Source organism: Phaeobacter sp. BS52, assembly GCF_045040595.1.
GTDB classification, from domain to species: domain Bacteria; phylum Pseudomonadota; class Alphaproteobacteria; order Rhodobacterales; family Rhodobacteraceae; genus Phaeobacter; species Phaeobacter piscinae.
This window is the reverse complement of record NZ_CP090662.1, coordinates 292,038-313,401: the sequence shown is the minus strand read 5'-3', so window position 1 is coordinate 313,401 and position 21,364 is coordinate 292,038. Positions and strand designations below refer to the sequence as shown.

Sequence of the window (21,364 nt, the reverse complement as noted above, 5' to 3'; positions counted from 1 at the left end):
GAGAAAACGGGCGCGGAACCTCTGGTTCCGCGCCCGCTCTACTGTCTCAGTCAGATCCGCCGGTTCACTCGGCTGCGATCTGCCCTTCGATCTTCTCAACCTTCACCGCCGAGAATTTGAACTCGGGGATCTTGCCGTAGGGGTCCAGCGCCGGATTGGTCAGGATGTTGGCGGCCGCTTCCACATAGGCAAAGGGCACAAACACCATGTCTTCGGCGATGGCGCGGTCAGCCCGCGCCATGATCTCAATCGACCCACGGCGTGTTGACAGGCGCACCATTTCGCCCGGTTCAACCCCCATCAGCTTCAGCGTGCGCGGGTTGAGCGAGCAGTTCGCCTCCGGCTCCACCGCATCCAGCACCAATGACCGGCGGGTCATCGACCCGGTGTGCCAATGCTCCAGCTGGCGGCCCGTGGTCATGATCATCGGATAGTCCGCATCCGGCGCCTCATCCGGCGGGATCACCGATGCCGGGGTGAAGCGGGCGCGGCCTTCGGGACGCGGGAAGCCGTCACCAAACACAATCGCCTGACCGGGGTCTGTCTCATGCAGCGACGGATAGGTGATGGTCTCGGTCTCCAGACGCTCCCAGGTGATGTTGTTCAGGGACTTCATGTTCAGCTTCATCTCGTTAAAGACTTCGCTGACATCCTTGTAGTCCCACGGCAGACCAATGCGCCGCGCCAGCTCAACCGTCACCTTCCAGTCCTCACGCGCCTCACCCGGAGGCGCCACAGCGGGGCGCACCCGCTGCACCTGACGGTTGGTGTTCGACACGGTGCCGTTCTTTTCATAGAGCGCCGACGCCGGCAGGATGATGTCGGCATAGTTCGCCGTTTCGGTCAGGAAGATATCCTGAACGATCATCAGCTCCAGCTTGGCAAAGGCGTCCCGTGCGTGGTCGGCATCCGGGTCGGACATCGCCGGGTTTTCACCCTGAATGTACATGCCCTTGATGTTGCCGGCATAAGCCTGATCGACAATCTCGGTCACGGTGAGGCCCTTCTCATTCGAGAAGTCGCCGCCGCCCCAGACATCGGTGAAGGATTTTCGCACATCATCCGAGGTCACGGTCTGATAATCCGGCAGGAACATCGGGATGAGGCCCGCGTCAGACGCACCCTGCACATTGTTCTGGCCACGCAGCGGATGCAGACCGGCGCCCGGCTTGCCCACGTTACCGGTCATCAGCGCCAGCGAAATCAGGCAGCGCGAATTATCCGTCCCGTGAATGTGCTGGGAGATGCCCATACCCCAGAAGATCAGCCCCGCATTCCCCCCGGCAAAGATGCGTGCAACACGACGCAGCTGATCCGGGCTGATGCCGCAGATTTCCGACATCTTCTCAGGTGTGAACTGCTTCAGATGCTCTTTTTCAGATTCCCAGTTCTCGGTCCAGCGATGGATATACTGGCTGTCATAGAGCTCTTCTTCGACGATCACATTCATGATCGCGTTCAGCATCGACACATCGGCACCGGGGCGGAACTGCACCATTTCGGTGGCAAAGCGGCGCAGGCCGACGCCGCGCGGATCCATCACAATGAGCTTGCCGCCGCGTTTGGTGAACTGCTTGAAGTAGGTCGCCGCCACCGGGTGGTTCTCGATCGGGTTGGAGCCGATCACGATCGCCACATCTGCGTTTTCAATCTCGTTGAAGGTCGCGGTCACCGCACCTGAACCGACATTTTCGATCAGCGCCGCAACCGACGAGGCATGGCACAGACGGGTGCAGTGATCGACGTTGTTGTGCTTGAAGCCCTGTCGGATGAACTTCTGGAAGAGATAGGCCTCCTCATTGGTGCATTTCGCCGAGCCGAAGCCAGCAACCGATTTCGGGTCTTCGTCCCGCAAGCGCATCAGCTCCTTGCCCGCCAGATCCATCGCCTCTTCCCAGGTCGCTTCGCGGAAATGGGTCGAGAGATTGCCGGGATCAACGTTCAGGCCTTTTGCCGGCGCATCGTCACGGCGGATCAGCGGCTTGGTCAGCCGGTGCGGGTGATGAATGTAGTCAAAGCCAAAGCGCCCCTTCACACACAGGCGGCCCTCGTTTGCCGGGCCATTGATGCCCTCGACGTGCTTGACCTTGCCGTCCTTGACCTTCAGCGACACCTTGCAGCCGACACCGCAGAACGGGCAGACGCTTTCGGTCTCGCTGTCGTAATCCTTGCTGTCACCAACCTGATTGTCGTCCATCACGGTCGCAGGCATCAGCGCCCCAGTCGGGCAGGCCTGCACGCATTCCCCGCAAGCCACACAGGAGGACGCGCCCATCGGATCCGCGATATCAAACACCGGATAGGCATCATGGCCGCGACCAGCCATACCGATCACATCATTGACCTGCACTTCACGGCAGGCGCGCACGCAGAGGTTACAGGAGATACAGGCGTCCAGATTGACCTTCATCGCCACATGGCTGTCGTCCAAGAGCGGGATGCGGTCCTTTTCCAGCTTCGGAAAGCGCGACTCTGAAACCCCGTTCAGCTCTGCCATATCCCACAGATGCGAGGACTTATCGCGCGCCTCTTCCTGCTTCGGCTGGTCGGCAACCAGCAGTTCCATCACCATCTTGCGGGCACCTTCCGCGCGCGCGTTATTGGTGGTGACAACCATGCCCTCGGCAGGTTCGCGGATGCAGGAGGCGGCCAGCGTGCGCTCTCCCTCGATCTCCACCATGCAGGCGCGGCAGTTGCCGTCCGGGCGGTAACCCGGCTGCGGCTTGTGGCACAGATGCGGGATCTTCAGACCACGGCCGTTGGCAACTTCCCAGATGGTCAGACCAGCCTCGGCTGTGACCTGCTCGCCATCGAGAGTGAAAGTAATGTGATCGCTCATGGCTTATACCTCCTCGGGGAAGTGTTTGATGGTCAGACGGATCGGATTGGGCGCCGCCTGTCCCAGACCGCAGATCGAGGTATCGACCATGGCGGCACTCAGCTCTTCCAAGAGGCCCTGATCCCATTTCTTCTCGCTCATCAGCTTGACGGCTTTCTCACAGCCCACCCGGCAGGGGGTGCATTGGCCGCAGCTTTCATCCTCGAAAAAGCGCAGCATGTTCAGCGCCGCATCGCGGGCCGAGTCCTGATCAGACAGAACCACAACGGCAGCGGAGCCAATAAAGGTACCATGCGGCTGCAACGTATCGAAATCGAGCGGGATATCATGCATCGACGCAGGCAGCAGGCCGGAGGATGGACCGCCCGGCTGATACGCCTTGAACGCGTGGCCATCCAGCATCCCGCCGCTGGCCTCAATGATGTCAGTGATGGTGGAGCTGAGCAGGCAGCAGATGCACGCCGGGGTTCTTCACCCGACCCGACACCGAATAGCTGCGCAGCCCCTTGCGGCCGTTCTTCTCAACCGCGTTCAGGCACTCCGGCCCTTCACGGTTGACCTTGCAAACCCAGTAGAGCGTCTCGACGTTATGAACCAGCGTCGGACGACCAAAGATCCCCACCTGCGCCACAAAGGGCGGGCGGTGGCGCGGCTCGCCGCGTTTGCCTTCGATCGACTCGATCATCGCGCTTTCTTCACCGCAGATATAGGCCCCTGCCCCGCGGCGCAGGTCAATGTAACCCGCCTCAACGATGCCCGCCTCTTCCAGCGCACTGATCTCGCGGCGCAAAATCTCCAGCACCGCCGGATATTCGTCGCGCATATAGATGAAGGCTTTCTCCGCCTCGACCGCCCAGGCGGCAATCAACATCCCTTCAAGGAAGACATGCGGCGTGCGCTCCAGATAGTAGCGATCCTTGAAGGTGCCCGGCTCGCCCTCGTCGCCATTTACAGCCAGGTAACGCGGGCCCTCATTGGCGCGCACAAAGCCCCATTTGGTGCCGGACGGGAAACCAGCACCGCCCAGACCGCGCAGACCGGCTTCTTTGACTTTCGCCTGAACCGCTTCCCAGTCGCCGTTGGTGCGCAGGTCTTTCAGCGTGGCGTAACCACCTTCAGCCTCATAAGCTGCAAAGGTTTCGTATTCGGGGACATGCGCGTGGGTATCATCCGCCGCGATCGCCGCTTCGACCTTTTCAACCGTGGCATGGTCGATGTGGTTGTGGCCGATTTCCAGCACTGGCGCGGTGTCGCAGCGCCCCATGCAGGGCGCGCGCAGCACGCGGACCTGGCTTGCATCCAGACCGTCTTCCAGCGCCTTCTGCAGCGCTTCGGCACCCGCCAACTCGCAGGACAGCGAGTCGCAAACCCGGATGGTCAGCGCCGGTGGTGGTGTCTCGCCTTCACGCACGACATCGAAATGGGCGTAAAAACTCGCAACCTCATAGATCTCCGCCTGCCCGGTGCGCAGCTCCTCAGCGAGGGCGCGAATATGCGCCGCGCTGAGACAGCCGTATTTGTCCTGAATGAGATGCAGGAATTCGATCAGCAAATCCCGATTGCGCGGCTGGTCACCAATCAGGTCCAGAACCTCGCTATGCGCCTGATCCTCCAGCTGCTTAGCCTTTGGGGGTTTTGCGCCCCTTGCCTTTGCCAGATTTCCACACGCCCTTGCTATTGTCCAAAGGTGCCACAATGACCTCCACTTCGCGTCGCCAGTTAAGGCGGCATTCCATTGAAGAAGCCTATCGTCAAATCGGAAATTTCGAAGGTACGATAACGAACGCTTATTGCACGAAATCGTCAACCACCGCCCGCAGGGCCTGCACCGTGGTCAAGGCAGGCTGACGGTCCAGCGTCACCATGGCAATCGGTTTGGTTGGGGCCGGGTCCGTCAGCGGCAGCACCGTTGTCCCGTCCAGCGTACCCAGCGCCTCGACAAGCGCCTGCGGCAGGATTGTTGCAACCGATCCCGCCCGCGCCATCACCATCGCCGCCATGAACCCGCTGGATTCCGAACGCACTTCAGGCCGCAACCCCTGATCGGCAAAGATCCGGTCCAGAATACGCCGGTTCTGCATTTGCGGCTCCAACAGGCTCAGCGGCAGATCCGCCGCCTCCGCCCAGGTGATGCCCTCGGCGCCCGCAGAACGCTCCGCCACCATAGCCGCTGGCGCGACCAGAACATATGCCTCTTCATAGAGCGGCTGAATGCTCACCTGATCCGGGCCCAGACTGTCGTGATAGGTCACGCCAGCATCAATGGTGCCATCAAACAGCCGCTGTTGGATCACCAGCGAGCTGAGCACCTCAACCCGTGCCAGCACCCGCCGGTGGGCCAGATGCAACCGGTCCACCAGCTGCGCTGCATACGCCGTCGCCGTTGGCACCACGCCCAGCACCAGCGTTCCGGTGACCTCCCCGCGCGCCGCCGCCACTTCCTGTTCCAACGCCTTGGCATCATCCAGAATGCTGCGCGCCCGCCGCACAATCATCATGCCTTCTTCGGTCAGACCCTGAAAGCGGTTCCCACGGCGCACGATCGACACGCCAAGACGGTCCTCAAGATTGCGGATCCGCATGGAAAACGCCGGTTGCGACATGCCGCTGTCCTGCGCCGCCTTGGCAAAATGCCGATGGCGCGCCAGGGCGCTCAACAACCTCAGATCCTTGAGTTCAATCACCGCTCTACGTCCTTGCTGCTGCCGGGGCGCCCTGATCTCTGCCCGTGCGTCACCAATGACGCAACAGGCCGAACACGCAAGGGCGCAGGTCACCCTGCACCGAAGCTCGCTCGCTGTCGAGATCGCGATAGGTGTCAGCGGAAACCGGCAGACGGGGCAGCGCTACGCGGGTCCTAGATTTGCCGCTGCGCCGTTGCCGAGCGGGCAATACCATCATAGATGCCAGTCAGAATGTTCAGCACCCGCGTCGCCTCACCCACGCGGTTTTCCACCCCCGGCACCTGTTCCAGCGCCTGCAGCAGCAGCTTGCGACGCTGCACATCATAGGCGGCGGTTATCTCCAGCCCCTCGTCGGTCGCCGAATAGGTCACCCCGCCACGCCCGGACCCGGTCTTGCGGATCAGCCCTGCCGAGGCCAGCTTGCGCAGCGAATACTGAATATTCGGCACATCATCCCGATTGGTGACGCGGGCCAGTTCCTTGATCGTCTTGGGCCGGTCATTCATGCGGATCACGTTCAACAAGGTGATTTCTGGGCCGGAGGCCGCCAGATCCGACACCAGACCCAAGCATTCTGATTGCCAGCGCGCAAAGCCCTCAAAGGTCCGCATCAAGGCAAATTCGAAATCGCTCAGATCGTCTTCCGCCCCTTGATGCGCGATCTGATCCGCAGCCTCAGCGGCCTCTGTCTTGGGTGATCCGGAATATGTATCCAACAATAGTCTCCTTACGTCAGCGGCAAAATGAGCCTCCGGTGGCGGCAAAACCCTCTGTCAAGGTGTTTTGCCCGCATTCGTTCCCCAAAAACGTCACCACGCCCCTTAGTAAATGTCTGGCGTTAGGTTTCAACCCGTCCGTGCAGGAGAAAGTGAAGCCAAACGCGGCGAATTCTTCCAACGGCTTGGAGAATCAGCGGAAAATAAAAAACCAGATAAATTTTAAATGATGCGAAATACGATGGAATATAGATAAAATACCACCCTGCGGGGACTTCATGACAGAAAATTTCGCACCTGCCTGCCGTAAAGCAAGGCTTCTTCAAGGCCACCGCGACTGTAAAACGCTGCCCTCTGCGCGATGCAAAACCGCAACTGAAACATCACCTTGCGTGAAATTTCGTCATCTCACGCCGTTATCACAGCGCAAAATTCCCGGCCCGATGGGGCGTCCGTCATTGCCGCCTGGGCCATTAATTCACCGGTAAGTCCTGATGGCTATGCTACCCGCCGAATATGTGCAGACGCGCATGTTATGAAAAGGAGCGGACCTTGGAACGACGGGCGGACCTCAAGCTGGTTATCGCGCAGATGCAGGCCACGATCACAGCGATTCCGCGCCCTGTAACGGCCCGGCCTGCTGTGGGCCGACCAGTCTCGTTGCGGCCTGTTACACCGCGATACGCACACTGCACGTCCATTACAGGGCGGTGTCTGCAGTTGTTCCGGAAAGTCGCCGCGCCTTTTCCTGTCGTTTTTTGTCTCAATTGGGGCAGCGCTATTTCGCGCTTGCTGACTACCGGCATCCGAGCCTGTGCAAAGGCATGCCATGTTGTGTTCACCATGTCGCCGCCCCCAATCGGGCATGGTTTTCTGGGGTGTCCAATTCCGGTCAATCCCATCGTGAAGCGAGGCAGCCCGATGGCGCGGCTGCCTATTGGGGGCTGTCGGTATTAGTCCGACTCAAATACCGCCCGCGCGCCGGTTCCGCGCAACGGCGACTGAAAGGTGCTGAAATGAAATTCCGAAACCCTGCACGTGCGGCCCTGAACAGGCTCTCTGTCTTTGCCAAATGCAGTCTGCTCATTGCAGTGTCCACCCTTGTGGTCACCCTGTTTCTAACCTGGGAAAACCAGAAAATTCTGGGCGAAGCCGTTGACAGCGGCGTGCGGACGCTGGCCGAAGGTGTCACCGTAACCGTGGCCGCGCGCAGCGGCGGCGCCATCCGCTTTGGCGACACCGAACGTCTCGAGAGCGATCTAGAATCGCTGATTGAGCTGTCGAACGGTCGCGCCAGCCACGGCATTGCGATCAACGGCAAAAGCAAGACCGTCGCCTCCACCGGTGTCGCGACAGAGGCTGAAATCGCGGAACTGACGCTCGTCGCACAAAAAGCGATGGAATCCAATCAGATGGAGTATAGCGAGAACGGTTATCTGGTCGCTGCACCCGCAACAGCGGGCGCCGAAGGCACCGTTGTGGTTGGCGCTGTCGGCATGGTCTGGTCGCCGGATGTGGCCTTTGCCGAAGTGGCCCCGAACCAGCTGTTGTCCTTCCTCCTTGCGGGGGCCGCCTTTGTGGTCATGCTCGGCCTCTCCGTGGTTGCGCTGCGGTCGATGATGTCCCGCCCCCTTGGCGATGTCGCCACCGCCATCAACCGTCTTGCCGACGGGGATTATGACCACGATACCGAACACCAGACGCGCGGCGATGAAATCGGCCTGATTGCACGCCATATTGAGGCGCTGAAGGCGCAACTCTCCGCGGCCCGCACCGTCGAAGAACAGCGCCATGCCGATCAGGCCGCACAGAAGCTGGTTGTGGACCGCCTGAACGATGGGCTTCATACCCTCTCCGAAGGGGATCTGTCGCAGACCATCGACGAAGAATTCTCGGCCGATTACGAAAGCCTGCGCCAGAATTTCAACAAGACCGTCGACAAGATGGTCGGCATTATTGACGCGGTGATCGAAAACTCCTCACGCATTCGCGCCAGTGCCGAGGAAATCAGCCAGTCCTCCGGGGATCTGTCACAGCGCACGGAATCGCAGGCCGCCACGCTGGAAGAGACCGCCGCCGCGATGGAACAGCTGACTGTCAGCGTGAAATCCGCCGCCGATGGCGCCCGTGAGGTCGAGGGGATCGTATCCGAGGCCAAAGAGACGGCCGTCAACAGCGGCGAGGTCGTCACCCGCGCCGTGGATGCCATGTCCAAGATCGAAACTTCGTCGGAAAAGATCTCTCAGATCATCTCCGTCATTGACGACATTTCGTTCCAGACCAATCTTCTGGCCCTGAACGCGGGTGTTGAGGCTGCCCGCGCAGGCGAGGCTGGACGTGGCTTTGCCGTCGTCGCATCCGAAGTCCGCGCGCTGGCGCAACGCTCCTCGGATGCCGCACAGGAGATCAAGGCCCTGATCAGCGAGAGCACCAGCCACGTGGGCGAAGGTGTGGATCTTGTCGGTCGCGCTCGGCGAGGAATTGAAACAGATCATCGACCGGGTCGCCACCATCTCCGGTCATGTCAGCGGCATCGCCACTGGCGCGCAGGAGCAATCCACCACACTGGGCGAGATCAACACCGGCGTCACCCAGCTGGATCAGGTGACCCAGCACAACGCCGCCATGGTCGAGGAATCGACCGCAGCCAGCCAGATCCTGCGCAACGACGCCAATGAACTGGCCCGTCAGGTCTCTGTGTTCAAAACCCGCAAGGCGGCAGGCAATGTGGTGGCCATGGCCCCCAGCGCCCCGGCGCCAGCCCGGCCAACTGCAGCCGTCGCACCAGCAGCGGCGGCAAACCCGGCGCCCTCGGCGCATGGTGATGATGATTTCTTTGACGCCAGCCCAGCTAAGGCCGCTGCCGGATGGGAGGATTTCTGATCCTCCTGCGGTCGACACACTGACAAGGCGCGCCCCATCAGGCGCGCCTTTTTTGTGGTATCCCATTGCTCACGCCAGCCCCGCGACGCCAGTCCGCCACGGCAGGCGCAGCCCCAAAGTCCCGCCCCACCGCTCAGCTATCTGGTCAAGCGCGGCGTCACGCCACTACGCCACACCCGCATGGTCCGGCAGGCGCATTTGCTTTTCCCAACAACAAGGGGGCGGCCTCCGGCGACGCGCCCCCTTTTCGTTTGCATGAGAGGCAACAACCGCCGTCACCACAGGTGTTCATCGCAGCCGCTCCCATCAGGCAGGCGCAGCCTTGGCACAGGCTGCGCGCCAGGGTCAGGAACAGGCGCGAACCGGTGCCTCAGCCGATGCGCTCTGCGTCGGCGTCCAGCCCGGGTAGCTCAGCGCCGCCGGAGGGGTCGGCTCAGACGGGTTCCCCTCCAGCCGCCAGGCAGGCTCCAGCCAGACCTGCGCCCGATCCGCCGCAGTCTCTGCATCATGGACCGACACGCTCAGCGCGGCGGCATCGTGCTGCGCTGTCACCTGCAATTCATCGCCGGGCGACAGCCGCCGCGACGCATCCAGCAGAAACGCCGTCCGCCCCCAATGCCCATCCGACGTAAGCCCGTTTGTCAGCGCAATCCCCGGTGCCAGCTGCATCTCGAAACTGACAAAGACCGCATGAGCCACACCGCCATGAGTGCAGCCCAACCGTGCGTTGCTGCGCGCCGGGGCCACATCGGGCTGGGTAAAATCAAACTGAAACAGATCGGTGCTCGGCCCCAGAGGCCGCAGCCCGCAGGCCATAAAATCGCCTGGCGTAATCTGTGCGACCCGCGCCAGATGATGAAACGCGCTGAGGTCGAACCCCTCCGCCGTCTGCGGCCGCCACTGCTGCAGCAGCGCCTCACTCTCAACCAACCGGGCCACCAATGTCCCGGTTTCCGGGATGGCCCGCGCACCCGGCTTGGCCAGCACAGCCATCGCATGGCTCAGCGTATCCAGCGCACCCTCCCCCAGCAGCACCGTATCAACGATTTCAGAGACCACCACATCGGCCTGTTCCGGCATATCAACGCCGATGACAATCTCATGCGACCACTTCGAAAGAACCGTAATGCGGTCGCTCAGACCGTTGTCGGCAATCACCTGCGTGGCCGCCGCCGCGATCAGCGGCTGCTGTTCGCAGGTATAGACATGTTTGGCCCCGGCCCGCGCCGCCAGCATCGCCGTCAGCCCCGCGCCGCAACCGATGTCCAGCACGATATCGCCCGGCCTCACCTTCATTGCGATGGCCTCGGCATAGGCGCGGTTGCGTGCCTGATCTGCCAGCATGGGAAAATGCCAACGCGGCACAAACGTCTGATGCAGCCGCTCCTGCAGAATCTGCGCCTCATGGTGATGCGGGTCCAGTTGCAACGCCTCTGCCAACAGCTGCGAGGTCTGCACCCCGCCATCCGCAAGGGAGGCCGTTTTTGCAAGCTGCACAAATGTCCCGGCATCCGCACGCGCCGTTTGAGAGGAGCGCGGAGCAGGGTTCGGCGTTTGTATTTTGAGCAATTTTTAGTCTTCCCTATTTGAGGCAAATGCACTTGATCGCGACTATCCTCCATGCGGGTCTAAGAATTGGTAAAGGCGTCACGGCACATCCAGCACGCCTCAGCGACCGCCCCCTTGCCAAGCACCGCTCAGTTTTCTAGCCTTGCGATAACGGTCACACACACAATGGGAGGGCATCAGCTGAACATGCGTATCATCCGGCGACTTCAGCACGGCCCCCGTCTGGCCCTGTAAATCCGTTTGCAGGGCTGGCCAGAGGAAAGTCTCAGAAACTGGTCTGCCTATTGCCGCTGCCGCGGCCATATCTTTTTGAGCTGAGTTTTCCATGTCTGTCATCAATCTCAATGCCCTGGGTGTCACCCTTGGCGATCCGCTGTTCTCCGACCTCTCCCTGACCCTCTCAAAAGGCGACCGTATCGGTCTGGTCGCCGCCAATGGGCGCGGGAAATCAACCCTTCTGGCCTGTCTCGCCAATGAGCTGGCCCCAACCACAGGCGAAATCACCCGCGCCCGTGGCCTGCGCATCGGCCATGTGACACAAAGCCTGCCCGCAGACGCGCTGCCAATCGCGCTGTACGACTGGGTGCAGGCCGCGCTGCCCGCCGATCAAGCCGATTACGAAAGCTGGCGCGTTGATGTGGTGCTGGATGAGCTGCAGGTGCCGTATGACTTCCAGCATCAGCCGCTGGGCACGCTCAGCGGCGGCTGGCAGCGCACCGCCATGCTCGCTGCCGCCTGGATCAATACGCCGGATCTCCTGCTGCTGGATGAGCCGACCAACCATCTGGATCTGAAACGCATCGCCTTTCTCGAAGGCTGGCTGTCGCAGCGCTCCCGCGATCTGCCGATGGTGATCACTTCCCATGACCGCGCCTTTCTGGATGCCACGACCACGCGCACCCTGTTCCTGCGGGCAGAGGGATCGCGGGTGTTTCAGCTGCCGTTTTCCGCCGCCCGCAGCGCTCTGGACGACCATGACGCCGCTGAGGCGCGCCGCCACAGCAACGACCTGAAGAAGGCCCAGCAGCTGCGCCAGCAGGCGGCCAAGCTGAAAAACGTCGGCACCAACTCCGGCTCCGATCTGCTGTTGACCAAGACCAAGCAGCTGGCGGATCGCGCCGACCGGCTGGAGGCTGCGGCCACCCCGGCGCACCGCGAACACTCCGCAGGTGACATCCGGCTCGGCAACAGCGGCACCCACGCCAAGGCCCTGATCACACTGGATGATCTCACGGTGGACACGCCGGACGGACGGCCGCTTTACAGCACGGGGCAGAAGTGGATCACCCCCGGTGACCGCATCGTGCTGCTGGGCGCCAATGGCACTGGCAAAACGCAATTGGTCCGAATGATCCAGCAGGCCCTGACCGGCGCCCGCGCGGACATCAAATGCGCGCCCTCGATTGTCCCGGCCTACTCGGATCAGCACCTCAGCCAGCTGTCCGGGCCGGAAACCCCGCTGGCGCTGGTCACGGCGGCGTCAGATGTTGGCGACCAATCCGCGCGCAGCCTGCTGGCGGGTGCCGGGGTCAAATTCGCCCTGCAGGATACCCCGGTTGCGACACTCTCGGGCGGGCAGAAGGCGCGGCTGGCGATGCTGCTTCTGCGGCTTAAACACCCGAATTTTTATCTCTTGGATGAGCCGACAAACCATCTCGATATCGAAGGGCAGGAAGCGCTGGAGGCAGAGCTGGTCGCCCATGGTGCCGCCTGTCTGCTGGTGACCCACGACCGCAGCTTCCTGCGCGCAGTTGGCAATCGGTTCTGGCAGATCTCGCGGTCGCCGCCTGGAGGAGGTCGCCAGTCCCGAGGCCTTCCTCGCCTCTGAAATGGCCGCCCCTTGAGAGACCGGGGCGGCAGGTCAGCCGCCCTGCCGCCACCTGCCTAAATTTTAGGCAAAGCGCTGCCCGCAGAGCACCCTGTCACCTCAGCACCGCATAACCGCTTGCGCCGCGACGCACTTTTGGTGACCCTGCGGGCAGCAATACCGGCCCCAAAGCGGGGTAAGGCCAGACCAGAGGATACCCCGCAATGCCCGCCACGATTGCCATCACCCGCGCCAGCCCGGCAGAGCCCGAGGCCCGATCGCTGATCCTCCGTCATCTGGACCAGATGGCCGCACAATCCCCTGAAGAGAGCTGCCACGCGCTCGACGGCAGCGGGCTTGACGCCCCGGATGTGGCCTTCTTTCTATTGCGGCGCGAGGGCAAGGCTATTGCGATGGGCGCCCTCAAAACCCTGTCAGACGGCGGGCGTGAGTTGAAATCCATGCATACCCTTGCCGAGGCCCGCGGCAGCGGCGCCGGGCGTCAGATGCTTGAATTTCTGCTGCACAGGGCGCGTGCGGAACAGGCAACAGCGATCTATCTGGAAACCGGCTCCACACCCGATTTTCTTGCCGCAAGACGGCTTTACGAGAGCTATGGCTTTGTCGAATGTCCGCCGTTCGAAGGCTATACCGAAGACCCTTGGTCGCTCTTTATGCGCCTCGACCTGCCCGCCGCGACTTGACCCTTCCCCGCGTCCTGTCATAACTGGCGCCAGCGGTCCCTTAGCTCAACTGGATAGAGCAGCTGACTTCTAATCAGCAGGTTGAGGGTTCGAGTCCTTCAGGGATCGCCAGCACGCCTTTACCATTCGGCGATATGCGACAGACCGGTCATATCTGTTCGGCTTGCACGATGCCTGCCTGACATCTGCAACAGGCCGCCCCTCCCTTAACTTGACAAAAGAACTAAGGTTAAATAGGTGACGGAACGCGCCCAAAATGGCGCTCTCAGCAAGATTCTGCGCCTCTCGCGGCACCGAAATCCAGCCATCCCCGATCAACAGAATGATCAACACTGCGGCAGCCCCCTGCCGCTGGCTGGAGAGACACGTGAGACAGGCCCAACCATCTCGAAAACCAGGGAAAAAACACGGCCCGATGCGGCTTGCCCAGCGTGGATCAGGCTGGCGCTCCCCCCTGATGGCCTGTGCAGCGCCCCTGGCCGCGCTGGTGCTGGGCCTCCTGCCGCTGCCCGGCAGCGCGGATCCCTTTCCGGCAGTGATCGACCACCGCTACGGCACCACGACGGTACCCGCCAAACCCACCCGCATCGTCTCGCTCAGCTTCATCGGGCATGATTTTCTGCTGGCATTGGGAGAGCGCCCCTATGCGTTGCGCAAATGGTACGGCAGCGATCCCTATGGCGTCTGGCCTTGGGGGCATGATGCGCTTGGGGAGGCTCAACCGGTGGTGATGCGGGGCGAGATCGACATCGAACGGATCGCGGCCATGGAGCCTGATCTGATCGCCGCGCAGTGGTCCGGCATCACCGCACAGCAATATGCGCTGCTGTCGCAAATCGCCCCGACCCTCCCGCCGCGCGCCGAGGATGGCGACTATGGCACCCCCTGGCAGCAGATGCTGCTGCGACTGGGAACCGCCACCGGCAAGCGCACCACCGCTGAGGCGATTGTCACCCGGATCGAGGGGCGTTTTGCCGAGCTGCGTGCATCCCATCCCGAATGGCAAGGCGCCAGCGCTATGATGGCCTGGGCCGGTCACACCCGCGCCTATACCCGTGCCGATATTCGCGGCCAGTTCCTCACCGCCTTAGGGTTTTCGGTGCCGGACGCGCCGGGCGGGCCAAATGCGCTCAACAGGTTTTACGTTGAATTTCCCGCCGAAGACCCGTCGGCAATGGATGTGGATGCGCTGATCTGGCTGGACACTGGGCGCAATGTTGAAAAACTCGCCCGGATGCCGCTGCGCCATACCACACGGGCCTATCGTGAGGGGCGCGAGATCTATGCCGACAAATTGCTGTCCGCCGCGCTGTCCCATTCCAGCCCGCTCAGCCTTGATTATGCGCTCGACCAGCTGGTGCCCCTGCTGGAGGCGGCGGCGGATGGCGACCCCGCAACCGTGGTGAGCAGCACTGCAAATGCCGGGCTACTCGCGAAGGGAGGCTCCTGACATGACCGCATCGACACTCTCGCTTCCTCGGCACTCCCGCACTGGCGATCTGCGGCTGCTGTGGTTTGGGGCTGCGTTGCTTGCGCTTGGCCTGCTGTCCATTGCCGCCCTCAGCCTTGGTGCCCGCGCCACCGGCGGGGCTGAGATCTGGGGCGCTTTGACCAGCTATGATCCGGACAATGCCGATCATATCGTGGTGCGCAATATGCGCCTGCCGCGACTGATCGGGGCCGGGCTGGCGGGGGCGGCTCTTGGCATGTCGGGCGCGCTGATCCAGGCGATGACCCGCAACCCGCTGGCTGATCCCGGCCTTCTGGGCATCAACGGTGGCGCAGCCCTTGGGGTTGTGCTGTGCATTCTTGTTCTGGGCGTGACCGACCCGGCTGAATTCATCTGGGTGGCCCTCGGTGGTGGTCTGGCCGCCTCCGTGCTGGTGTTCCTCCTCGGCGGTGGCAGTCAGGCCAATCCGCTGCGGCTGATCCTGGCCGGGGCTGCGGTCAGCGCGCTGTTTCTGGCACTCACCCGTGCCCTGCTGCTGGTCAGCCGACAGACGCTGGATGTCTATCGGTTCTGGGTGCTGGGCGGGTTCGACGGCATTCAGCCAGCGACGCTCCAGTCTCTGCTGCCGTTTCTCATTCTGGGCGCGCTGCTGGCCATTGTTGCAGGGTTCGGCCTCAACGCACTGATGCTGGGCGAGGATACCGCCAAGGGGCTGGGCGTGCGCACCGGGCTGACACGGCTCACAACCGGGGCCGCGATTGTGCTCCTGTGTGGCGCAACCGTTGCCATGGCCGGGCCGATTGCCTTTGCCGGGCTGATCGTCCCGCATATCGCCCGCTGGGCCGCAGGCCCCGCGATTGGCTGGTCGCTTGCCTTCTCTGCCGTGTTCGGCGCGCTGCTGCTGATCGCGGCAGATCTTCTGGGGCGGCTTGCGCTGTTTGGCGGCAATATGCAGGCCGGGGTGATGACCGCGCTGATTGGCGGACCGGTGCTGATCTGGCTGGTTCGCCGCAACGGGGTGCGCAAGCTATGATCTGGACCCTCCGCCTCTCTGCCCTGTCGCTGCAAATCTCACGCCGCGCGGTACTTACTGCGGCCCTGCTGTTCAGCGTGGTGCTGGCGACTGCGGTGCTGGCCCTGACCCTGGGCAGCTACCCGCTGAGCCTTGCGGACATGCGAGAGATCCTGACCGGCGGCGGCACCGCGATCCAGCAGATGATCCTGCTGGACCATCGGATGCCACGCATCCTGACCGCACTTGGGGCAGGCGCTGCCTTCGGCCTCTCCGGTGCACTGTTCCAGACCATGATGCGCAACCCGCTGGCCTCTCCCGATGTGATCGGCTTCAACGCCGGGGCCAGCTGCGGCGCGCTGGTGGCGATGATGCTCACCGGTGGCATGGTGCTGCCCGGTGCCATCGTCGGCGCGCTCATCACCGTCGGTGTTGTCACCCTCCTGGCCTGGTCGCGCGGCCTGCCGCCCTATCGGCTGATCCTGACCGGTGTGGGGGCCAGCCTCATGCTGACCGCCTTAGGCGATCTGCTGATCAGCCGCATGGATGCCCAGACCGCCGCAGATATGGCGCAATGGCTGATCGGCACGCTGAACGCCCGCAGCTGGAGCGATGTTGCCCTCATCTGGGGCGGCCTGCTGCTGCTGGCTCCGGCGCTGGTCTGGCTGCACTTCCCGCTCACCCGGCTGGGCATGGCCGATGATATCGCAACCGGGCTGGGGATGGCGCTGTCACCGCTCAGACTTGCACTCACCGGCACCGGCATCCTGCTTGCCGCATTGGCTGTCAGCACCGCCGGGCCGCTGCCCTTTGTGGCTTTTGCCGCCGGTCCCATCGCCCGCCGCCTGATCCCCAATGGCCGCCCCGTGCTGCTGGCCGCGGCAGCCACCGGCGCGCTGATCACCCTGCTGGCAGATACCGCCGCCCGCGCGGTGCCGATGATCCAGCTGCCTGCCGGTGTCTTCACCGCGCTGATCGGCGCCCCGGTGCTGATCTGGCTGCTCTTGGCCCAATTCAGAAAAGGAGCCCTGTGATGGCTGCCACCGCCCGCCTGCGCGCCGAGGATCTCTCGGTGTCCTACAGCCGCACGCCCGTGCTCAACGGGCTGTCCACAGATCTCCCCGATGGCGCGCTCACCGTGATCGTCGGTCCCAATGCCTGTGGCAAATCCACCCTGCTGCGGGCGCTGGCCCGGCTCCAGCCTGCGGGCAAGGGTCAGGTGCTGTTGGATGGCAAGGCGATCCACCGACAGGGCAGCCGCGCCGTCGCACAGCGCCTGGCGATCCTGCCGCAGACCCCCACCGCCCCAGAGGGGCTGACCGTGCGCGATCTGGCCACCCGCGGCCGCACCCCGCATCAATCGCCGCTGCGCCAATGGTCCAGACAGGACGCCGAGGCGGTCACCCGCGCACTCGACCTCACCCAGATGACACCCCATGCGGATCGTCCGCTTGAGGCGCTCTCCGGTGGACAGCGCCAACGCGCCTGGATTGCCATGGCGCTGGCGCAGGACACTGACATCCTGCTGCTGGATGAACCCACGACCTATCTCGATCTGCCGCATCAGATCGAACTGCTGAAACTGGTGCAGCAGCTCAACCGGGACACCGGGCGCACCGTGGTCATGGTGCTGCATGACATCAATCTGGCCGCGCGCTTTGCCAGCCACATGATCGCGCTGAAAGACGGGCAGGTCTTCTGCGAAGGCCCCCCGAAGGAGGTGGTCACCGAAGGCGTCCTGCACTCCGTCTTCGCCCTGCCCTGCCGGATCATTGCCGATCCCGTCCACGGCAGCCCGCATGTCATCCCGGAGTGAGTGAGACCCCATGACCATCAACCCGACCTTCCCGCTACAGACCACCGCCACCCTGTCCACGCTGGCCTTTGGTACCCTGCGCACGCCCCTTGTCGCCATGGCGCAGGAGCATGAGCTGCCGGTGATCGAAGACAGCGACAGCGCCGTCACGGTCGAGGTGCCCAGCTTTGGCCACTATCATTTCAGCGCTCAGGGTGACGGGATCGAAATCCGCGTCTCCGCCGCCCTGCCCGACCGTCTGCATATGCTGAAGGATGGCTTTGCCGAACATCTGGAGGAGCTGCAACCCGGCCTGTCCCAGACCCTGCGCTGGTCCGACACCGCCACCGTCGGCGCGCTTCCCCCGAACGTGCATGTCACCACCGTGATGTCGATCACCCCGGTGGGCCGCGCCTTCCTGCGGGTCCGGGTGAAGGCGGCGGATCTCAGCAGCTTTCAGGAGGACGCCATTCATTTCCGCTTGCTGTTGCCCGCTGCGGATTGCGCTGACCCCGCGTGGCCTCACGTGGCTGAAAACGGCGCCACTGTCTGGCCCCTGGGTGACAAGGCGCTGCACCGCCCGGTCTATACCACCCGCGATATCGATCATGCCGCCGCAGAGATGACCTTTGACATCTTCCTGCACGATGGTGGCCGCGCCACCAATTGGGTTCTGGGCGCCAAACCCGGCGACACGCTTCGGATTGCAGGCCCCGGCGGTGGTGGCATTCCGCAGACCTCGCAAATCCTGATCTATGCCGATGAAACCGCTCTGCCCGCAGCCGCCCGCATTCTGGAAACCCTGCCGCGTGACAGTCGCGGAGCGGCGGTCCTCCTCGCCGCAGACGGGGCCGATTGCGGCTATCCCATCACCGCGCCAGAAGGCATCTCCGTCACCTGGCTGCGCCACGCTGACCAGCAGAGCCTGTGCGATCTGGCCCTGACTGCTCGTGCGCGGACCCCCGACCACTTTTTGTGGTTTGCCTGCGAAAAATCCGACGTGCAGCGCCTGCGCGCCGCGGTAAAGCAGGACAAACCCGCCCCCGGACAAAGCTATATCGCTGCCTATTGGAGCCAATCATGACCATCCGCAGACCAGCGGCCCTTGCCGCGCTGTTGCTGATCCCCTCGCTGGCTGTGGCGCAGGAGGCCCCCGTCGCCCCGACCACATCCGCGCCGCAAATCACCACACAATCCCCAGCCACCACGGCCCCAGCCACCACGCCCCCCGCCGCACCCGCTGCCCCAGTCACCACGCCCCCCGCCGCACCCGCTGCCCCGGCTGCTCCGGCGGGCACATCGACGTCTGCGGCGCCAGCCGTCTCGGGTGAAACGCCAACACCGGGCCTTTCCGGCACCAGCGCCCCCGCGACCACCACTGCCGATGGAGCAGGCCCCACCGTCGAGACGACACCCGCAGCCGACACCAGCCCCGCGCTCAATGACACGCCCGCAGCAACGCCCGCGCCCCAACCCGAGGCACCGCTCTCCCAGCCGGAGATGCTGGCTGAAACCGCCAGCGACGCGGCGGCGCAAGCGGTCAAGTTCCTGCGCGACGGCGGGCCGTCGATCTGGGCGATTGCGGCGCTTTCTGTGATCACGCTGGCGCTGATCCTGTGGAAAATCTGGCGGCTGGCGCTGATCGGCGCCTGGTCGCGGGGCAAGGCGGGTCGCGCCGTCGCCGCCTTTGAGAGGGGCGAACAGGACGCCGCCCGCGACATCGTCCGGGGCCGAGCGGGGCATCCGCTCCAAAGTCGTCGCCTCCGCACTGGCCTCCGTCTGCACCCTGCCCGAAGATCGCGCCCGCGAGGAAACCGCCCGCGTGGCGAAGCTGCATCTGGCCTCGGCCAAGCACCGGCCTTGGCGCGCTGGAATTGATTGCCACCATTGCCCCACTCCTGGGCCTTCTGGGCACGGTTCTGGGCATGATCGCGGCCTTTCAGGCCTTGCAGGCCGCCGGGTCCAAGGCCGATCCCGCGCTGCTGGCCGGCGGCATCTGGGAGGCGCTGCTGACCACCGCTGCCGGCATGGCCGTGGCCATCCCAGCCTCCGCCGCGCTGACCTGGTTTGAGGCCGTGATCACCCGCATCCGCCGCGACGTCGAAGACAGCGCCACCCGCATCTTTGTCGCCCATCAGCCGCAGTCGCTGAAACTCGCCGCTGAGTAACCCGATGCAGTTCACCCAAGCTCCGAAACCCCGGCGCAAACCCAGCCTGACGCCGATGATCGACGTGGTGTTTCTGCTGCTGGTGTTTTTCATGCTGGCGTCCCGCTTTGGCACCGATGCGGTGCTGGACCTGCCGCTTGCAGGTCAGGGCGGCAGCTACACCGGCCCGCCCCGGCTGATCGGTATCGGCGCGGGCAATCTGGACCTGAACGGGCTGCCGGTGGCCGACAGCAACCTGGCCGAGGCCTTGGCCCCGCTGATGGACAGCCCCGGCGACATGCTGGTGTTGCGCGGGCGCGATCAGGCCGATCTGCAACGCATCACCGATGTGACCAGCCTGCTGCGGCAGGCGGGGTTCACCAATTTTGTTCTGGTGGAGTGAGGAGGCCCTATGGACCTGACCGATCCCCCCGCCGCGCGCGTGGTGAATCCATCGTGCCGATGATCAACGTCGTGTTCCTGCTGTTGATCTTCTTCCTGATGACCTCGCGCCTCGCCCAGCCTGACCCGTTCGAGGTGACCCCGCCCGACGCCGGGCTGGAGGGCGAGGCCAAATCCGACGATGTGCTTTATATCGACGCCACGGGTCGGTTGCATTTCGATGGCAGTGAAGGGCCCGCCGCGCTCAGCCGACTTGCCAGCGCACCCGGCAAAACCGTGCAGCTGCGCGCCGATGCGCGACTGCAGGCGACAGAACTGGCGCGGATCCTGCGCCAGCTGGCCGAGGCCGGGCTGAGCCACGCCGAACTGGTGGTGAACCCGCAATGAAACGTGCAGCCGAACTCACCGTCTTTGCCGGGATCGCCACGGTGATTCACGTGGCGCTCTTTGCCAGTGCGCCCAAATCCGGTGCTGAGGCCAGCGGCGGGGGCGGCGATGCCATGGTCTCGGTGCAGGCCGCCAGCGCCACCGTCGCCGAGATGGTCGAAACCTGGGAGCGCCCGCCGCAGACCCAACCGCAGATCGACACCGCCCTGACACCACCGCAGACCGCCCCGACAGCGCCTGTGGTGCCCCAGTTCGAACTGGCCCAGGCGCCCAGTGCCGCGCGGCAGATCGCCCTTGCCAAGCCCACGCCGGACGACAAGCTGCAACTGGACACAACACCGCCTCCCCCACCTCCGCCACCGCCAAAGGCAGAGCCGCAACCCGATCCCGATCTTCGCCCCCGCGCCAAACCGCGCCCCAAACAGGAACCGCCCCCCCAGACCGCCCAAAAGGCCCAGCAGACCTCCGCAGGCCGCGCGGCCCAGCGCGCCGCCGGATCGGGTGGTAGTGCTCAGGCCGGTCAGGCCGGACGCGCCGCCGCTGCCACGGCACAGGCCGGGCAACAGGCGAAACTCAAATCCATCTGGGGCGCAAAAATCCGCGCCCGCGTCGAACGGCGCAAACGCTACCCCTCTGGCGCCAGAGGCAATGGCAAGGTCATTGTGCGCATCACCGTGGCGCGCAACGGCCAGCTAATCAGCCACCGGATCGCCAGATCTTCCGGCAATGCAGCGCTGGACCAGGCCGCCCTTCAGGCCGTTGCCCGCGCCCGCAAGTTCCCTGCCGCCCCCAAGCAGCTGTCTCTCAACCAGATGACCTTCAACCTGCCGATGACCTTCTCCAAATAACCCGTCAGGTCCATGGCAATGTCCAAACGGCCCGCAATTCTCATGCGGGCCGTTTTCTTTTCTGCTCACCCAAGTGGCCCAAACGGCACAAAAAAACTGCGCCCGCAGATCTTGCGGACGC

General features: G+C 63.7%; 14 protein-coding genes, 1 tRNA gene and 3 pseudogenes. 13 read left to right on the top strand and 5 right to left on the bottom strand.

What is annotated here, in order from left to right:
* Positions 1-64: 64 nt before the first annotated feature.
* The 4 genes and pseudogenes from fdhF to L0Z65_RS01490 form a co-directional block, all read right to left on the bottom strand.
* Entirely contained in the window at positions 65-2,839 is a 2,775-nt protein-coding gene (fdhF, locus tag L0Z65_RS01505) for a formate dehydrogenase subunit alpha (protein ID WP_405110126.1), read from the bottom strand.
* Between the two features lie 3 nt (positions 2,840-2,842).
* Positions 2,843-4,575 (bottom strand): annotated as a pseudogene (locus L0Z65_RS01500) (NAD(P)H-dependent oxidoreductase subunit E).
* A 51-nt stretch (positions 4,576-4,626) separates the two neighbouring features.
* Positions 4,627-5,523: a LysR family transcriptional regulator gene (locus L0Z65_RS01495; protein WP_405110123.1), complete on the bottom strand. Its 897-nt coding sequence runs from the start codon at positions 5,521-5,523 to the stop codon at positions 4,627-4,629.
* A gap of 173 nt (positions 5,524-5,696) precedes the next feature.
* Positions 5,697-6,239, bottom strand: coding sequence for a winged helix DNA-binding protein (locus tag L0Z65_RS01490; RefSeq protein WP_254683379.1), 543 nt, complete (start codon positions 6,237-6,239; stop codon positions 5,697-5,699).
* A 1,016-nt stretch (positions 6,240-7,255) separates the two neighbouring features.
* Between L0Z65_RS01490 and L0Z65_RS01485 the strand changes: the two are divergent.
* Positions 7,256-9,122 (top strand): annotated as a pseudogene (locus tag L0Z65_RS01485) (methyl-accepting chemotaxis protein).
* Between the two features lie 345 nt (positions 9,123-9,467).
* Here L0Z65_RS01485 and L0Z65_RS01480 read toward each other — a convergent pair.
* Entirely contained in the window at positions 9,468-10,691 is a 1,224-nt protein-coding gene (locus L0Z65_RS01480; protein ID WP_405110121.1) for a 50S ribosomal protein L11 methyltransferase, read from the bottom strand.
* A gap of 325 nt (positions 10,692-11,016) precedes the next feature.
* On the opposite strand from L0Z65_RS01480, the gene L0Z65_RS01475 reads away from it, so the two are divergent.
* From L0Z65_RS01475 to L0Z65_RS01420, 12 genes and pseudogenes are all read left to right on the top strand, one after another.
* The gene (locus L0Z65_RS01475; RefSeq protein ID WP_405110118.1) at positions 11,017-12,519 is read left to right on the top strand and encodes an ABC-F family ATP-binding cassette domain-containing protein; all 1,503 of its coding nucleotides are present in this window, start codon (positions 11,017-11,019) and stop codon (positions 12,517-12,519) included.
* A 203-nt stretch (positions 12,520-12,722) separates the two neighbouring features.
* Positions 12,723-13,202, top strand: coding sequence for a GNAT family N-acetyltransferase (locus L0Z65_RS01470; RefSeq protein WP_405110115.1), 480 nt, complete (start codon positions 12,723-12,725; stop codon positions 13,200-13,202).
* 34 nt (positions 13,203-13,236) lie between these two features.
* Positions 13,237-13,313, top strand: a tRNA-Arg gene (locus tag L0Z65_RS01465).
* A 304-nt stretch (positions 13,314-13,617) separates the two neighbouring features.
* Positions 13,618-14,652 carry an ABC transporter substrate-binding protein gene (locus tag L0Z65_RS01460; protein ID WP_405110112.1) on the top strand — a complete coding sequence of 345 codons (1,035 nt, stop codon included), beginning with the start codon at positions 13,618-13,620 and terminating at the stop codon, positions 14,650-14,652.
* Between the two features lies 1 nt (position 14,653).
* On the top strand, positions 14,654-15,685 hold the full coding sequence (locus tag L0Z65_RS01455; RefSeq protein ID WP_405110109.1) for a FecCD family ABC transporter permease: 1,032 nt from the start codon (positions 14,654-14,656) through the stop codon (positions 15,683-15,685).
* Positions 15,682-16,698, top strand: coding sequence for a FecCD family ABC transporter permease (locus L0Z65_RS01450; RefSeq protein WP_405110106.1), 1,017 nt, complete (start codon positions 15,682-15,684; stop codon positions 16,696-16,698). The genes L0Z65_RS01455 and L0Z65_RS01450 overlap by 4 nt, the downstream gene beginning before the upstream one ends.
* Positions 16,698-17,480, top strand: coding sequence for an ABC transporter ATP-binding protein (locus tag L0Z65_RS01445; RefSeq protein WP_040173515.1), 783 nt, complete (start codon positions 16,698-16,700; stop codon positions 17,478-17,480). The genes L0Z65_RS01450 and L0Z65_RS01445 overlap by 1 nt, the downstream gene beginning before the upstream one ends.
* Positions 17,481-17,490: 10 nt before the next feature.
* On the top strand, positions 17,491-18,543 hold the full coding sequence (locus L0Z65_RS01440; protein WP_405110103.1) for a siderophore-interacting protein: 1,053 nt from the start codon (positions 17,491-17,493) through the stop codon (positions 18,541-18,543).
* A pseudogene (locus tag L0Z65_RS01435) lies at positions 18,540-19,627 on the top strand (MotA/TolQ/ExbB proton channel family protein). The gene L0Z65_RS01440 and the pseudogene L0Z65_RS01435 overlap by 4 nt, the downstream one beginning before the upstream one ends.
* A gap of 4 nt (positions 19,628-19,631) precedes the next feature.
* A complete protein-coding gene (locus L0Z65_RS01430) occupies positions 19,632-20,009 on the top strand; it encodes a biopolymer transporter ExbD (RefSeq protein ID WP_014875497.1) in 378 nt (125 codons plus the stop codon).
* Positions 20,010-20,068: 59 nt separating this feature from the next.
* Positions 20,069-20,395 carry an ExbD/TolR family protein gene (locus tag L0Z65_RS01425; protein WP_405112426.1) on the top strand — a complete coding sequence of 109 codons (327 nt, stop codon included), beginning with the start codon at positions 20,069-20,071 and terminating at the stop codon, positions 20,393-20,395.
* Positions 20,392-21,243 carry a TonB family protein gene (locus L0Z65_RS01420; RefSeq protein WP_405110100.1) on the top strand — a complete coding sequence of 284 codons (852 nt, stop codon included), beginning with the start codon at positions 20,392-20,394 and terminating at the stop codon, positions 21,241-21,243. Before L0Z65_RS01425 ends, L0Z65_RS01420 begins: the two co-directional genes overlap by 4 nt.
* Positions 21,244-21,364 lie beyond the last annotated feature (121 nt).

What these genes read in the sequence shown, in the direction of transcription:
- fdhF (WP_405110126.1), bottom strand. Translation starts at nt 2,839, where the DNA reads ATGAGCGATCACATTACTTTCACTCTCGATGGCGAGCAGGTCACAGCC.
- L0Z65_RS01475 (WP_405110118.1), top strand. Translation starts at nt 11,017, where the DNA reads ATGTCTGTCATCAATCTCAATGCCCTGGGTGTCACCCTTGGCGATCCG.
- L0Z65_RS01470 (WP_405110115.1), top strand. Translation starts at nt 12,723, where the DNA reads ATGCCCGCCACGATTGCCATCACCCGCGCCAGCCCGGCAGAGCCCGAG.
- L0Z65_RS01460 (WP_405110112.1), top strand. Translation starts at nt 13,618, where the DNA reads ATGCGGCTTGCCCAGCGTGGATCAGGCTGGCGCTCCCCCCTGATGGCC.
- L0Z65_RS01455 (WP_405110109.1), top strand. Translation starts at nt 14,654, where the DNA reads ATGACCGCATCGACACTCTCGCTTCCTCGGCACTCCCGCACTGGCGAT.
- L0Z65_RS01450 (WP_405110106.1), top strand. Translation starts at nt 15,682, where the DNA reads ATGATCTGGACCCTCCGCCTCTCTGCCCTGTCGCTGCAAATCTCACGC.
- L0Z65_RS01445 (WP_040173515.1), top strand. Translation starts at nt 16,698, where the DNA reads ATGGCTGCCACCGCCCGCCTGCGCGCCGAGGATCTCTCGGTGTCCTAC.
- L0Z65_RS01440 (WP_405110103.1), top strand. Translation starts at nt 17,491, where the DNA reads ATGACCATCAACCCGACCTTCCCGCTACAGACCACCGCCACCCTGTCC.
- L0Z65_RS01430 (WP_014875497.1), top strand. Translation starts at nt 19,632, where the DNA reads ATGCAGTTCACCCAAGCTCCGAAACCCCGGCGCAAACCCAGCCTGACG.
- L0Z65_RS01425 (WP_405112426.1), top strand. Translation starts at nt 20,069, where the DNA reads ATGATCAACGTCGTGTTCCTGCTGTTGATCTTCTTCCTGATGACCTCG.
- L0Z65_RS01420 (WP_405110100.1), top strand. Translation starts at nt 20,392, where the DNA reads ATGAAACGTGCAGCCGAACTCACCGTCTTTGCCGGGATCGCCACGGTG.